The sequence below is a fragment of the Micromonospora sp. C51 genome (assembly GCF_018070435.1).
GTDB classification, from domain to species: domain Bacteria; phylum Actinomycetota; class Actinomycetes; order Mycobacteriales; family Micromonosporaceae; genus Micromonospora; species Micromonospora sediminimaris.
In genome coordinates this window covers 332,776-347,193 of sequence record NZ_JAGPXQ010000002.1, presented here as the reverse complement: position 1 = coordinate 347,193, position 14,418 = coordinate 332,776, and the positions used below count along the sequence as shown (strand labels likewise).

Genomic DNA, 14,418 nt, shown 5'->3' with positions numbered 1-14,418 from the left:
TCCAGCATGGGCGTAAGAAGCGGGCGATGATCAACCGTTTATGGCTCTGCTCCGATGCGCGCCACTCGGAGAGGCCTCGCCTAGCGACAGAGAGCGCTGTGGGTGCGCTGGAAGTCGACATGCCGCCGAACGACAAGCATCCCAGCAGCTGCGGCGCCGGCCGGGCCAGTCATGCGAGCGGTCATGCCAGGAGAATAACATACTGATCCGATAGGAGAAGAGTGGAAATTCGCTGACATCGAAGCGGCTCACAGGGTTTCATCGAGCAGGTCATGCCGCGTTCCACCTCCCTCCGCAGGTTCCGAGCGCTGGCGAGCCCCGGCGGCCAGGTCCACCGGGTGATCCGCTGACCTCTCTACCCGCCAGGGCGACGCCGTGGTCGTCACGGTTCCGGCTCGTAGCGGTCATCGTCCTGCTACGGCTGGTCGCTAAGGGTTACCGGTTGTGATGGTGCTCCGTCGGTGCTCGGATGTTCAGCAACGGATCAGAAGGTTAGGGGTTCGAGTCCCTTCGGGCGCGCAAGATCATAAGGGGCCTGACCTGCCGTAACGCGGGTCAGACCCTTTGCTGTCTGACCTGCGTGGACGGTGGGTGTCACGTGGGTGCCACTCGGGTGTTGTCACTTTCCGTGACGATAGGTTTCGCCGTGAAGTGTTGATCTGCGGCTTCTTGTGCTTGTCGGGTGCCTTGCGGGCTGGAGTATGTGCCGCCGCTCGGGGTTGGTGGCGGTTGCGGCGGCCGTTCTTACGGATCTTGGCGCGGGTGCGGTGGGCGGCGGCGAGGACGAGGTGGGCGGTGGCGTCGGCGCAGCGGCGCTGCGAGTGGGGTAGGACGCTGGTGTAGGTGTCGGCGGTGACGACGATGCTGGAGTGTCCGAGCATGTCCTGCAGGGTCTTGAGATCGGCGCCGGCTTCGTGTGCGAGGGACGCGGCGCCGTGGCGCAGGTCGTGCAGCCGTACCGGTGGGATGCCGGCGCGTTTGACCAGGAGCCGGAATCGGCCGCTGGCGTAGCCGGGGTGGATGGGGCTGCCATCCTTGCGGACGAAGACATAGCCGGAGTCGGTCCACGTCTTTCCGGTCGCCTTTCGGTGAGATTGTTGATCTCGTTGGCGGCGTCGGTGGTCGCGCAGTACCTGGATGGTGCGCTTGTCCAGGGCGACTGGGCGGCGTCCGGCGGCGGTTTTGGGGTCGCCTTCGATGACCTGGTAGCCGGCGTCGGCAGGCCGATAGTGCGGTGGAGAAGATCTCGGCCCGCCGCCCGTGTCCGTCTCGAGGAGTTCGGCCTACCGAACAGTTCGGCATCCTTCGCCGGAGCCGTCCCGCTCGAAAGCATGGGTGCCCTGGCGCCGGGTACCCGCCGGGCATGGGTAGCCACAAGCGCAACAAGCATGACAGCGGCGGCGAGTCGGCGCGGGGCCGCCGGCATCCGGGCAGCGGAGCGCGAGGCCGGCAGGGGGCCACCGTGGAGCATTCGCCGGATCAGCGACACGAGCGCACCGCGACCGGATCGGCCGGGACCGAGCGCGACCATGGCCGGTCGAAGGCGGCCCGAGAGGGAAGGGTCAACCGGCAGGGTATGGCCTGACCTGCGGTTACCCCTCCGCGTTCGAGGGTGGCGGACCGTCGATTCGCCGCCCTCGAAACAGCCCGATCCGGTGGAACTGGACCCGGCATGAGACGTCGGTGGTCGGCGAGACCCGGCTCCACGTCGACCACACCCCCGACCTGGACGACCTCCGTGCCGTGACGAGCCGGATCGTCGAATCGTCACCACTGTGGGACCGGCAGCAGTGGGTGCTGCAGATGGTGGACGCGACGCCCCAGACCGTCGTCATTCAGGTCCAGGCATCGGCGGACGACGGGCCGAGTGCGTGGGACCTCCGGTGCGACGTCCGCGAGGGCCTCATCCGGTACCTGCGCGACCACCACCCCGAGTGGCTGCCCCGCACCCGCGGCGAGTACCACCCCTGAGCCCGCACACCGCCGGCTCACTCCTGTTCCCGGTTATCGTCCGCGTCGGTGGGTAGGCACCGGCCGTGAACAGGCCAACCGACGACCTCGGTACCCGGTCGGACACCAGTCGTGCCGTGGCGTTCAGCGACGCCGTCTTGGCCATCATCATCACGCTGCTGGTGGTGGATCTCCGGGTGCCGGACGTACCGCCCGGTCGCCTGCTGTCGGGGCTGTTGGAGCAGTGGCCGGGTTACGCCGCCTATCTCGCCTCATACGCCTACGTGGCCGTCGTCTGGCTGAACCACAAGAGCGCGTTCAATCGCATCAAGGAGAGCGATCGGGGGCTGCACTGGGTGAATCTCTTCATCCTGTTCAGCACCGCGCTGCTGCCGTTCCCGACCGCCGTCGTCTCGGCCGCGTTGCAGGAGCACAACCAGCAGGACCAACGCGTGGCCGTCGCCTTCTACGCGCTGGTCGGCGCGCTGCTCTGCGCGAGCTGGCTGGCGTTCTTCCACTACCTGGCCCGGCGCAAGGACCTACTCAGGGAAGAGGTGAGTGAACGGCACTTCCCCGTCGAGCGGGTGCGGGCATTCGTCGGGATCATCCTCTACGTCGCCGCAGGGCTCATCGGTTATCTGCTCGCGCCGCTCGCCGGCCTGGCGATCTTCGTCGTGCTGCCGGTGTTCTACGCGGTCACCAGCGCCGGTCTGCACCAGGTGCCTCTCACCCGCCGGATCACTCACCGCCCTCCGCCACCCCACTGAGGGCGGGCGGACGGTCCTTTCACCCCGGGTGGGTGCGATTCCAACCGTGGCCTAGAAGCGGTAGGCGTCGTGCCGGTGGCGGATCGAGTGGATCTCCACGAAGCGGTTGGCTACGTTGATCCGGTAGATGATTCGGTACGTGCAGCGGCGGGCGGAGTGGACGCCGTCGAAGGGCTCGTCGAGTGGTTTTCCAGTTCGATAGGGGTTTACCGCGATCGTGTGCTGGATGGTCTCCCCCCGGCCTGCGGCTTCGCTGCTCGTGGACCCCTCCGTTTGGGTATCCGTTTCGAGTGGGCCGCCCGGGACTCGAACCCAGTCACCACAGGCGACGGCTCGCCGTTGTTCAGGCCGGCCGCGGTGACCGCCACGCCCGTTCGGACTCAGGCACGGTGGGAGGCCGCGCTGACCACCGCTGACCTCCCGCAGGCGGGCGGGGCTGTCGATTGCCTGCGCCGGGCTGCCCTACCTTTGTCGTGGCTTCCCGCCTCGGTCCCGAACAACCTTCTCAGGGACCCCACCCTACGGAACCCCGACTTGCGGTCGCGGCGCGTGCTGGGGTGAGCAGGAGACGTGTCCGCAGCACTTGTGGCATCTCGGCGTGGGTGGAATGGGACTCGGCGATAATGCAAACGTCTACCCTCCCGCGGAGGTTCGCCGTGACCACGCCAAGCCGACGCCCCACCCCGGCCGACCCGACGCCGGGTCTCACGCCGAACGAGCGGATCCCCAGCCGGACCGTCCGCAAGCTGCCACCGGATCTGGGTCCGGCCACCGTCGCGGTGCTCGACGGGCTCACCTTCATGTTCTCCAACGCCGCTGGTGACGTCCCCCGGAACTCAATCGGCGGGTTGATGCGCGCCGACACCAGGTTCCTCAACAGGTGGGAACTCACGGTCAACGGCTCGCCGTTGCTCGTCCTGAGTTCGGGCACCATCGAGCACTACTCCGCGGCGTTTTTCCTGACCAATCCGGATCTACCCGGCCTGCCCCCGAACATCCTCGGCGTCCGCCGACGTCGGGTCATCGGCGATGGCATGCGCGAACGGGTCGAGATGCTCTCCTTCGCCCAGAAACCGGTGTCGGTTCAGCTCCGCCTGGCGGTCGGCAACGACTTCGCGGACATCCTGGAGGTCAAGGAGGAGGTCCGCGACCGGTCCGCGCAGATCACCCGCAACCATGCGGCGGACGGCGCACATCTTGAATTCACGTACCGGAACGGGTCGTTCGAGGCCCGGACCGAAGTGCGGGCGGACCCGCCGGCCAGCCGGATCGAGGGCGATGATCTGATCTGGGATCTCACCCTCGATCCGGATCGAGGGTGGCACTGCGACATGCAGGTGCCGTTGCGGTTCGGGCCCAGCTACCTGCTGCCCGCCCATAGGGAACTCGGCGAGACCTTCGAGGACGACGCGGACGACCCCGCCTCGCGGTGGCGGGCCGCGTTGCCGGTCCTGCGGACGGACTCCGAGGCGCTGCGGGATGTGTACGAGAAGTCGATACGGGATTTGATCGCGTTGCGGATCGAGGTGCGGCCACGGGACGAGCCGCTCGTGCTGCCCGCGGCCGGGTTGCCCTGGTTCCTCGGCCTCTTCGGCAGGGACACGTTGATCACCGCGTACCAGACGGTGGCCTTCGGGCCGCACCTCGCGCATGGGGCGCTGAAGAAGCTGGCGATGCACCAGGGGACCATGGTCGACGACTTCACCGACGAGGAGCCGGGCAAGATCCTGCACGAGGTGCGCACCGGCGAGCTGACCAAGCTCGGCCTCAAGCCCTACGACCCGTACTACGGAACCGCCGACGCCACCCAACTGTGGCTGATCCTGCTGTCGGAGTACTGGCGCTTCACCCGCGACGATGACCTGGTCCGCGAGCTGCGCGACAATGCGTACGCGGCGCTGCGCTGGATCGACGAGTACGGTGACCAGGACCGGGACGGCTACGTCGAGTATTCCACGCGATCGGCGCAGGGGTTGGGCAACCAGTGCTGGCGTGATTCGTGGGACGGTATCCAGTTCGCCGACGGGTCCATTCCCGTGCTGCCGATCGCCACCTGCGAGATCCAGGGCTACACGTACGACGCAAAGCTTCGTCTGGCCGAACTGGCCTACGGCCCGCTCGACGACCCGATGCTGGCCCGGCGGCTGCATACCGAGGCGGGCCAGCTGTTCCAGAGCTTCAACCGGGACTTCTGGATCGAGGAGCGGGGCGGCTATTACGCGGTCGGGTTGGACGGGGACAAGCGTCGGATCGACTCGATGACATCGAATATGGGTCACCTGCTGTGGAGCGGGATAGTGCCGCCCGACCGGGCCGCGGTGGTGGCGCGCCAACTGATGTCGGATGGCCTCTACTCCGGCTGGGGGGTACGCACCACCTCGACGCAGGACCGTGGCTACAACCCGATCGCCTACCACATGGGCACCGTGTGGCCGCACGACAACTCGCTGATCGCCCACGGGCTCGCCCGGTACGGCTTCCGCCAGGAAGCGAACCGGATCATCCTGGGGTTGCTGAAGGCGGCCACCTACTCCGACTTCCGCCTGCCCGAGGCGTTCACCGGGTACGACCGGCCCTTCGGCCGGCTGCCCGTCCCGTACCCGACCGCCTGCAGCCCCCAAGCTTGGGCGAGTGGAGCACCCCTGCTCTTCCTGCGCACCATGCTCGGACTCGATGCCCGGGATGGTCAGCTCGTCCTCGACCCGCAGATTCCCGAGGAGATCGGTCGGGTCCGGCTGGCCGGCACAAACGCCTTCGGCAAGCGCTGGGACGTGGAGGCGATCGGGAGAAACTCGTACGTCCGGCTCGCCGCTGGCTAGCGCCCGGGAGCAGCCACGGGGTGGGCGGTCTGACCGCTGAGACGAGACGCTACAACATCTCCAGCGGTTGCGGGCCGGTCGGCGGCGGGAACGCGGTGTCGAGTGCCGCCACGTCCTCCGCGCTCAGTTGCAGGTCGCGCGTTTCCGCGTTCTGGCGGGTGTGTTCGGGGTTGGACGACCGGGGGATGGCCGCAACCCTCTCCTGCCGCAGCAGCCAGGCCAGCGCCACCTGAGCGGGCGTGACCTCGTGCCGGGCGGCGGTCTCGGCGACTTGGGGGTGGCCGAGTAGTCGGCCCTGCTCGATCGGCGAGTACGCCATCACCGGGATTCGGTGCTCGCGTAGCCACGGCAGCAGGTCGTACTCGGGACCGCGGCGGGTGAGGTTGTACAGGATCTGGTTGGTCGCGCAGGCGCTGCCACCCGCATCGAACAGGTCCGTCATGTCGGAAAGATCGAAGTTGCTCACGCCCCACTGCCCGATGTCGCCGGCGTCGACGAGTTCGGCGAACGCCTCGATCGTCTCCGCGAGTGGATGTGAGCCGCGCCAGTGCAGGAGGTAGAGGTCGATGTGATCGACGCCGAGTCGTTGCAGGCTGCGGCGACAGGCTTGCACGGTTCCCCGTCGGCTGGCGTTGGACGGGAGCACCTTGTCGACCAGAAAGACGTCAGCGCGTCGTCCGACGATCGCCTCGCCGACGAGTTCCTCGGAGGCGCCGTCACCGTACATCTCCGCAGTGTCAATCATGGTCATGCCCAGGTCGAGCCCGGTCCGTAAGGCGGCTATCTCGTCCTGCCGCCTCGCGGGGCGCTCGCCGAGGTACCAGGTTCCCTGGCCGAGCACGGGCATGGTCTGGCCGGACGGCAGTTCGATCGCTTCGGCAGCGAGGGTCATGTCGTGGCCTTTCTGGAGCTTTAGCACCAGTGGGTTGCCTGCGTTACCCGCTGCGAGGGGCAGCACACCTGGTAGCGGATCTTCTCCGCGCCGGCCATCGCTGTGCAGAGGGGCGGTGGTCGCATACGCGCCCTTGAGTGACGTTCGCTTGTCTGTTTGCCCGCGCCCGCACCGGGAAGGCGGCCGCGTTCGAGCGATGCGCCGCCTACGGGGCGGCGCCGCGAAGGGAAGGTCGCAGAGATGGCGCAGAGCCAGCAGCCACTGACCGGCAAGCGAGTCGCTTGCCTCGCCGCCGACGGGGTGGAGGATGTGGAGTACACCCAGTCCCGGACCGCCGCGGAGCAGGCGGGGGCCGAGGTCCACCTGATCTCGTTGAAGTCCGGCGAGATCCAGTCGATGAACCAGGACATCAATCCGGCCAACCGCTATCGGGTGGACCGGACCCTGGACGAGGCCGATCCGGCCGACTACGACGCCCTGTTGCTGCCGGGCGGAACGGTCAACCCCGACCGGCTCCGGATGAACCCACAGGCGATGGACTTCGTCCGGGCGTTCTTCCAGCAACAAAAGCCGGTGGCAGCGATCTGCCACGGACCCTGGTCGTTGGTCGAGACCGGAATGGTCAACGGCCGGACCGTCACCTCGTTCCCCAGCCTGCGCACCGACATCCAAAACGCCGGCGGAACCTGGGTCGACCAGCAGGTACAGATCGACAACGGATTGGTCACCAGCCGCAACCCCAGCGACCTTCCGGCCTTCTGCGCCAAGATGGTCGAGGAGTTCGTCCAGGGCGAAGACGTCCGCCAAATGGCGACGGCGTGACCCGGTGGGGCTCTGTGTCGAGGAAGCTAGGCCGGGCCTGAGCCCTGCGGCGGCCGTCCCGCCGGCCGCAGGGCCACCGCTCCGCCTGGCAGCGGCTGTTCGACCCAGACTCAACGCCCGCCGTACCGCGCCAACAGCGGCGGGCCGGGCTCGGGCGGCTGGCGCATCTGGTACGAGTGGACGGCGGGTACCTGATCGACGAGGTGTTCGCGTGGCTGGCCCCCGTACCAATCCTGGCGTCCGCGGCCGTGACATCGTGCTGAGCACCGGGACAGGGAAACCCATCCAACCGAGCATCGGTGAGCGGGTTGGGGTGGTTTGAAAGGGGTATTCCCGGCCCCTACGGGTCGCGCCCCGACCGTCGTGAAGCGGAATGCTTGCCCCGGGGTGCGACCGCATATGGAGGCTACCCGTGACTCAACTAGCAGCCCGAGAGGCAGCGCAGGCCAGACAGGACGATGTGCAGCGGCGGGGGCGCGGGCTCGGCTGGATGAGTCTCGGTCTGGGCGTGGCACAGCTAACGGCATCGGACACTGTGCGCCGGATCAGCGGCGTGGACGACTCCCCGACGTCCCGGGCGGTGGTGCAGCTGGTCGGGGCGCGGGAACTGTTACACGCGGCCGGGCTCCTGAAGAGCCGGAGAAAGGGCATCTGGGCGTGGACCCGGGTTATGGGCGATGCGATGGACCTGGCCGCGCTCGGAATTGCCATCGCCCACTGCAGCGGGCGACGCCGGCGACGCCTCATCGGTGTTACGGGCGCCATCATCGGGATCACGGTGGTCGACCTGCTGACGGCCGCCCAGGCAACCCGGTCGAAGGAAATCGGCTCGGTGCGGGCGGCACGGGGCTTGCGCGAAGGAGGATTCATGGAGCTGACAGCCACGACGACCATCCGCAAACCCCCACCGCAGGTGTACGCGTTCTGGCGCGATCTCGGCAACCTCCCGACGTTCATGGCACACCTGGAGGAGGTCCGCGCCACCGGTGACCGTACGAGCCATTGGTCCGCCAGCGCTCCGTTCGGCAAGAGCGTCGAGTGGGACGCGGAGATCGTCGACGATGCGACCGGCGAGAGGATCGGGTGGCGGTCGGCCGGCAACGCCGACGTGCCGAATTCCGGCACGGTTCGCTTTGTGCCGGCCCCGGACGGTGTCAGCACCGAGGTGCACGTCGTCATGTCGTACGACATTCCGGGCGGCGCGGTCGGCAAAGCGGTGGCCAAGTACTTCGGCGAGGAGCCACACCAGCAGCTCGACGACGATCTGCGCCGCCTCAAGCAGGTGCTGGAGACCAGCCAGGTGGTCCGATCCGAGGGCGCCCCGTGGGGCAAGCGGGCCCGCAAGGAGTTTCCGCAGCGGCCGGCGCAACCGCTGTCGGACTCCGACCTCGCGAAGGGAGCGGACGCGTGAGGGCGAACACCTGGGCGGGACGCAACAAGGTCAAGGTTCGTGACGTACCGGACCCCAGGCTTCTGAACGAGCGCGATGCCATCGTACGGATCACTTCCACCGCGATCTGTGGCTCGGACCTGCACCTGGTCGATGGGTATGTCCCCACGATGCAGGACGGCGACGTCATGGGTCACGAGTTCATGGGCGAAGTGATCGAGGTCGGCCGGGGCGTCGACCCAGGTCGGTTGCGCGTCGGAGACCGCGTTGTCGTTCCCTTCCCGATCGCCTGCGGCGCGTGCGGCGCCTGCGCCGCCGAGCTGTACTCCTGCTGCGAAAATTCCAACCCCAATGCCGGGATCGCGGAGAAGATGTTCGGCCACCCGGTCGCCGGGATCTTCGGCTATTCCCATCTGACCGGCGGCTTCGCCGGCGGTCAGGCACAGTACGCGCGGGTGCCGTTCGCCGACGTCGGTCCGCTGAAGATCGAGTCCGACCTGACCGACGAGCAGGTGCTGTTCCTCTCCGACATCCTGCCCACCGGCTACATGGGTGCCGAGATGTGTGACATCCAGCCCACCGACGTGGTGGCGGTGTGGGGCGCCGGCCCGGTCGGCCAGTTCGCCATGGACAGCGCCCGGGTGCTCGGCGCCGCAAAGGTCATCGCCATCGACAAGGAGCCGTACCGGCTGCAAATGGCCGAACGGGCGGGCCACACGCCGGTGAACTTCGAGGAAGTGGACGTGCGATCCCGGCTGCTGGAACTCACCGGTGGGCGGGGACCGGACAAGTGCATCGACGCGGTCGGCATGGAGGCCAGCCACGGCAGCATGCCCCTCTACGCCTACGACCGGGTCAAGCAGGCAGTCCGCTCGGAGACCGAGCGCCCGCACGCGCTACGGCAGGCGATCATGTCGTGCAGAAGCGGCGGCATCGTGTCGGTGATCGGCGTGTACGGCGGCTTCCTCGACAAGTTTCCCGCCGGCGCGTGGATGAACCGGGCGCTGACGCTGCGTACCGGTCAATGCCACGTTCAGCGCTACATGAAACCGCTGCTGCAGCGCATCGATCGTGGCGAGATCGATCCCACCCGGGTCATCACCCACACCCTGCCGCTCGACGAGGCGGAACGCGGCTTCGAGATCTTCAAGAACAAGCAGGACAACTGCGAGAAGATCGTCCTCAAACCCTGAAGACGCAGTGTTCCGAGTTCGGTCGTTGGTGTGGCTGAGCGTTTCCGGTGTGAGCGCCGGTGGAGACCACGAGTAGCCCATGGCAGGCTCATGCCGCATGAATGATGAGTTCGCGAAAGACAACCTGCACGGGAGACTGCGGCGGGACCGCGAGGCGCTGCTCTGGAAGCTCGACGGCTTGTCCGAGTACGACGCCCGTCGACCTTTGACAGCGACCGGGACCAACCTGATCGGTCTGGTCAAGCATGTGGCCACCGTCGAGACCAGGTACTTCGGCGAGGTTTTCGACCGCCCTTCTCCGGAACCGCTGCCCCGGTGGCAGGACTCCAACGGCAGCGATCTGTGGGCGGCTGAGGACGAGACCTGCGATCAGATCATCGCGTTCTACCGGCGCACGTGGGAACACTCGGACTCGACGATCAACGAGCTCCGTCTCGACGCCCCCGGCCACGTGCCGTGGTGGCCGGAGCCTTATGCCGACACGAACCTGTTCGCCATCATGGTCCATGTCCTCGGTGAGTCAATCCGGCATGCCGGGCACGCCGATATCCTGCGCGAGGGCCTCGACGGCCGGACCGGGTTGCGCGCCGAACACGAGCAGCAGATCGACGAGGAAGCCCGTGCAGCCTACTGCGCGAAGATCGAGCAGGCCGCCAGGTCGGCCGCACCAATCAAGGCTTAGCTGAGACATGGCCCGCGCCGCCCAGCGTTATTGAGCCTTTTTCATCCTGTGTAGCGGTTGGATTCGGTGTGGTGCAGGACGAGGATGGCCTGCACGATCGCGGTGGCTCGGCGTGGGCAGCAGCGCAGCTTGGCGAGGATCTTCCAGGTCTTGAGCGTGGCAATCGCTCGCTCACCGCGGGCGCGGATCTTCGCGTGGGCGCGGTTCACGGCTTTCTGCCTGCGTGACAGCTTCGGCCGGAAGCGGCGCCGCTTGAACGGGGTACGCACGCTGCCGTGGGCGCCCTGATAGCCCTTGTCCGCGAAGGTCATCACGTGTGCACTGGTCAGCGCGTCGATGATGCCGTGCGTGCGGGCAGCGGTCAGGTCGTGAGCCGATCCGGGTAGCGCGGGCGATGCCCAGACGAGGCGGCCCGCTGCGTCGGCGATGACCTGCACGTTCACGCCGTGGCGTTTGTGTTTTCCCGAGTAGTAGGGCTTCTGGTCGGCGATCCGGTCGATCGGGATCAGGGTGCCGTCCAGGATCGCGTACGCCAGCATGCGGATGCGTTTCATCGCGGTGGCCAGGTCGTCGGCGGATGCCGCGAGCAGGGCGGTCGCTTCCTGCACGTAGCGCCAGGCGGTGGCGACGCCGATCGCGAACCCGCAGGCCAGCCGGGTGTATGTGTCGCCGTTACGTAGATGGGCAAGGGCGAGTAGTGCCTGGCGTCCCGCGTCGAGGCGCCGCCACCTGGATCGTTGCTGGTTACGGTGCTGGCGGATGCGGTCGGCGAGGTGGTTGAGGGTCCGGCTGGACAACGAGATCGTGGACGGGTAAGACAGCACAGGCGAGGCTCCCGGTCGGGGCATCGGGTTTTGGTCGATTTGCTGTCTTACCTGGAGCCTCGCCCTCATCGATCCCGGGGCTACGCACACCTCCTCTGACCTGCAGGGTCAGGATGAAAAGGGCTCATTGACTATGGGCCAACCATAGTCACCTGTGGTGTGGGTGAGCTTCACCGAAGACAAGGCCACCCGCTCTTACCGGTCGAGCCGTCGCGAGGCGGGAGCCCGGCGCACCAGGCGACGGGTCCTTGAGGCTACGGGGCCGGTGTTTGTGGCGGCTGGGTACGCGGGCGCAACCATACGCGCGATCGCGGCGGAGGCAGGCAGATTTGCCGCGGACCGGGCGTCACGGAACGCAGCCGCTGCTCATGGGCAGGCGCGAGGACGCTCCTGAGCAGGGCGTCCATCGTTCAGTGTTGGTGTGGTCAGTGCGTTCGTTGCGCCACGAACACGTACTCCCGCCCAGGGCGGTCTGGGGCCTCGCGGACGTCGATGGTGGTGAAACCGTTGGTCACCAGGGTCTCCTCAACCTCTGCTCGACTGCGGAACCTGAGGGTGGAGTCCGACTCCACTGAGAAGCCGTCAGAGGCGAAGGTGTACGTGTACCGGAAGGAGACATATGGCAGCGCCACCCTGGTGACTTCCATGCGCCGTTCGACCTCACCGATGCCAGGAAGATTTCGGATGACGGGGTCAGTGTCGACGGCCCATTCCTCCCAGGCGCGGCGCTGCGGGCGTCTCGTTTCGAACACGAGGTGGCCGCCGTCGCGTAGCGCGCCATGGATGCCCTGGAGTGTCGCGATCCAGTCATCGTCGTCAAGGAAGACTTGAGCCACGTTGCCGGTCATCAGCGCGATGTCAACTGACAGCGCGGGGAGCGTCGTGGCATCCCCGTGGAGCCAGGTGACCGATGCGTCGCCGGTTTTGGATACCGCCGCGTCGAGGGAGGCGGCGGCGGGATCAACGCCGGTCACATGTCGTCCGCTTCTTGCCAGCAGGACGGCCAGGGATCCGGTACCGCATCCGATGTCGAGCACGTGTCGCGCGTCGAACTCGTCGACGATGCGAAGATATGCGTCGAGGTCTGCGCGGTCGCCATCGAACGCATCGTAGACAGGCGCGAGGCGCGGGTGGGCAAAGATCGCGTCGGGCATGGCACAGAACCGTAGCGATACGGAATGTCCGCGACCGGCAATAATCGAAGCGGTTGCGATACCGCTCGTGCCCCACCGAACGCGGCGGCCTGGTGTACTGCGTTACCGCTTCTGTGCTCGGTACTCGCGGAGCAGCGCGGTGATCTTGGCGTAGTCACGGGCGCCGTCGTTCAGCTCATTGAGCAACTCGTCTGGGCAGAGCTCATAAAGGTCGCTCCACCACCGGCGAGCCCGGTTGTCCAACTGGTGCTACGGGAAGCTTCGACCGGGCGGCGTCTGCCGTTGTCGGTGATCCCACCGCCGTACCCCAACAACGCAGTGTCCCGAGGCGCGTGTCTGACCGGGGCGTCCGGGTCGCACAGCCCTGCTGATCAGCACGGCGGTGAGTAGGCTCATGGCGGCGAGTCCGGCGTGAACGCCCCAGCCGACCTCCTGGGTGAGTCCGTCGATGCGGACCAGCACCAGGCCGTCGCGGACAATGTCGCCCACGCCGCGGGACTCGGCGCCAGCGGTGGACCAGGCCATGCCGGTGCCCTCGGTCAGCGGAGGGATGCGCAGCCACGTTACGGCGGTGACCGCGACGGCGGCCGTGGCGAGGCCTGCCGCACCCCAGCGCAGCATGGCCCCCGATTGCAGGTGAAGGCCGAGCAGCCCGGCGGCGGCGGCGAGCAGGCAGGCGGTCACCGCAGCGGCCCACCAGGTGGACGACGCCCACGCGGTCGCCGAGTTGGTGGCCCAACCGTCTCCGTCAGCCCATCTGGTGCGGAACCACGGCAGCAGGCTCGCGGCCAACACCAGCATCGCCCCGACGATGACCGGCCAGCCGCGCCGCATCAGATCCATACCTGTGGAATATCCAGGTTCGCGCTGAGAGTCAACCATAGAGATAAACCGTCTGGTCGTACTTCGGCCACTACCAGACCAGATTGACCCGCTCGTGGCGGGCCGGACCGCTGGCTGGCGGTGTTCTACACCAGCAGACTCTCCCGCATCCGCGCGCCCAGATTGATGCCGCCGACCACTTGAGGCCCGGTTGGATCGTGGACGTCGAGGGTGTTGTTGCGGCGCATCGCCTCGCGGACCGGAGGAGGCAGCCGGGGTGGGTCGTCGATGACCGCGAGAACCTGTCCGGCGGTCGAGATCAGTCGGTCGGCCAGGGCTGCGGCGTCGGTGTCCACCCGTACCTGGCCGTACTCGCAGCCGATGACGGTGAGATCGAGCACCTCGAACACGCGAACCAGGAGCAGGTCCGGGTCGGTCACCTGGCCGAGCCGGGACGCGCGGCTGCCGACCACTGCGACGGCGGCGCTCACCTGCGCGTACGGATGGAGGCCGCCCGGCAGCGCGAACAGTGGCCACCGCAGCGCCCGCCCGGCCTCCTTCCACAGCGGTCGGTAGCTCCGGCGGTGCACCAGGAGTCGCCGGCCCGTACGTCGGTGCACGTCGTGGGCTTGGGCCTGCAGGTCCGCGTGAGCCTCGTCGGCGACCTCGCTCACCATCTGGGCCGCCACCACCAGGCCGTCGTCGTCGTCCAGCATCCGGGTGATCGCTTCGACCTGCTCCGGAAACCGGACCGGCGAGCCGACGCCGTACCGGTGCCGGACATCCCGCAGCAGTGCCTGCTGCCGCCCTGGATCGAGCTGGACCCGCTTGCTACCGAGCAACTGCCGGAGCCAACGCATCTCGCCTCGTTTCAGCCGCTGGAACGCAGCAATGCTAGTGCGCCGGATGCCCCTCGTACCGCGTGGGGTGCTGAACCCCCCGTAATACGCAGCTGATGCGGTTCTGCGCCGTCCAGCTCTGGCATGCCGGTGCCGTCGAGGACGCGTTGCTGGTTCATCGAGCCCGCAGCACCAGCACGGCGAAGCCAACGTCCGCCCGCCACCGTCGCCAGCCCGCACGCTCCGGGAGGGGACGCGGTCGCG

General features: G+C 67.6%; 14 protein-coding genes. 7 read left to right on the top strand and 7 right to left on the bottom strand.

Annotated elements, in window-relative coordinates:
• Nucleotides 1–524: 524 nt before the first annotated feature.
• Complete coding sequence (locus KBX50_RS04520) at nucleotides 525–1,130, bottom strand: tyrosine-type recombinase/integrase (protein WP_247673163.1); 606 nt, start codon at nucleotides 1,128–1,130, stop codon at nucleotides 525–527.
• A gap of 553 nt (nucleotides 1,131–1,683) precedes the next feature.
• Here KBX50_RS04520 and KBX50_RS04515 point away from each other — a divergent pair.
• The 3 genes from KBX50_RS04515 to KBX50_RS04505 all read left to right on the top strand — a co-directional run bounded on the left by KBX50_RS04515 (nucleotide 1,684) and on the right by KBX50_RS04505 (nucleotide 5,536).
• Entirely contained in the window at nucleotides 1,684–1,971 is a 288-nt protein-coding gene (locus KBX50_RS04515; protein ID WP_247673082.1) for a hypothetical protein, read from the top strand.
• A 65-nt stretch (nucleotides 1,972–2,036) separates the two neighbouring features.
• A complete protein-coding gene (locus tag KBX50_RS04510; RefSeq protein ID WP_210934876.1) occupies nucleotides 2,037–2,717 on the top strand; it encodes a TMEM175 family protein in 681 nt (226 codons plus the stop codon).
• Between the two features lie 656 nt (nucleotides 2,718–3,373).
• Nucleotides 3,374–5,536 carry a glycogen debranching N-terminal domain-containing protein gene (locus KBX50_RS04505; RefSeq protein WP_307870845.1) on the top strand — a complete coding sequence of 721 codons (2,163 nt, stop codon included), beginning with the start codon at nucleotides 3,374–3,376 and terminating at the stop codon, nucleotides 5,534–5,536.
• A gap of 49 nt (nucleotides 5,537–5,585) precedes the next feature.
• On the opposite strand, the gene KBX50_RS04500 is transcribed toward KBX50_RS04505, so the two are convergent.
• Entirely contained in the window at nucleotides 5,586–6,428 is an 843-nt protein-coding gene (locus KBX50_RS04500; RefSeq protein ID WP_210934874.1) for an aldo/keto reductase, read from the bottom strand.
• A 240-nt stretch (nucleotides 6,429–6,668) separates the two neighbouring features.
• Here KBX50_RS04500 and KBX50_RS04495 point away from each other — a divergent pair, with 240 nt between their 5' ends.
• The 4 genes from KBX50_RS04495 to KBX50_RS04480 all read left to right on the top strand — a co-directional run bounded on the left by KBX50_RS04495 (nucleotide 6,669) and on the right by KBX50_RS04480 (nucleotide 10,515).
• Nucleotides 6,669–7,250, top strand: a complete 582-nt coding sequence (locus KBX50_RS04495; protein ID WP_210934873.1) for a type 1 glutamine amidotransferase domain-containing protein — start codon at nucleotides 6,669–6,671, stop codon at nucleotides 7,248–7,250.
• A 580-nt stretch (nucleotides 7,251–7,830) separates the two neighbouring features.
• Nucleotides 7,831–8,661, top strand: coding sequence for an SRPBCC family protein (locus KBX50_RS32650; protein WP_307870844.1), 831 nt, complete (start codon nucleotides 7,831–7,833; stop codon nucleotides 8,659–8,661).
• On the top strand, nucleotides 8,658–9,833 hold the full coding sequence (locus tag KBX50_RS04485; protein WP_210935143.1) for a zinc-dependent alcohol dehydrogenase: 1,176 nt from the start codon (nucleotides 8,658–8,660) through the stop codon (nucleotides 9,831–9,833). Before KBX50_RS32650 ends, KBX50_RS04485 begins: the two co-directional genes overlap by 4 nt.
• Nucleotides 9,834–9,930: 97 nt before the next feature.
• Nucleotides 9,931–10,515 (top strand): DinB family protein, encoded by a 585-nt coding sequence (locus KBX50_RS04480; RefSeq protein ID WP_210935141.1) that lies wholly within the window; start codon nucleotides 9,931–9,933, stop codon nucleotides 10,513–10,515.
• A 41-nt stretch (nucleotides 10,516–10,556) separates the two neighbouring features.
• On the opposite strand, the gene KBX50_RS04475 is transcribed toward KBX50_RS04480, so the two are convergent.
• The 5 genes from KBX50_RS04475 to KBX50_RS04455 form a co-directional block, all read right to left on the bottom strand.
• The gene (locus KBX50_RS04475) at nucleotides 10,557–11,339 is read right to left on the bottom strand and encodes a transposase family protein (RefSeq protein WP_210934479.1); all 783 of its coding nucleotides are present in this window, start codon (nucleotides 11,337–11,339) and stop codon (nucleotides 10,557–10,559) included.
• Between the two features lie 425 nt (nucleotides 11,340–11,764).
• Complete coding sequence (locus KBX50_RS04470) at nucleotides 11,765–12,493, bottom strand: bifunctional 2-polyprenyl-6-hydroxyphenol methylase/3-demethylubiquinol 3-O-methyltransferase UbiG (RefSeq protein WP_210934872.1); 729 nt, start codon at nucleotides 12,491–12,493, stop codon at nucleotides 11,765–11,767.
• A gap of 102 nt (nucleotides 12,494–12,595) precedes the next feature.
• Nucleotides 12,596–12,736 (bottom strand): hypothetical protein, encoded by a 141-nt coding sequence (locus KBX50_RS04465; RefSeq protein ID WP_210934871.1) that lies wholly within the window; start codon nucleotides 12,734–12,736, stop codon nucleotides 12,596–12,598.
• A 6-nt stretch (nucleotides 12,737–12,742) separates the two neighbouring features.
• Complete coding sequence (locus KBX50_RS04460) at nucleotides 12,743–13,336, bottom strand: hypothetical protein (protein ID WP_210934869.1); 594 nt, start codon at nucleotides 13,334–13,336, stop codon at nucleotides 12,743–12,745.
• A 125-nt stretch (nucleotides 13,337–13,461) separates the two neighbouring features.
• The gene (locus tag KBX50_RS04455; RefSeq protein WP_210934867.1) at nucleotides 13,462–14,175 is read right to left on the bottom strand and encodes a hypothetical protein; all 714 of its coding nucleotides are present in this window, start codon (nucleotides 14,173–14,175) and stop codon (nucleotides 13,462–13,464) included.
• Between the last annotated feature and the right edge of the window lie 243 nt (nucleotides 14,176–14,418).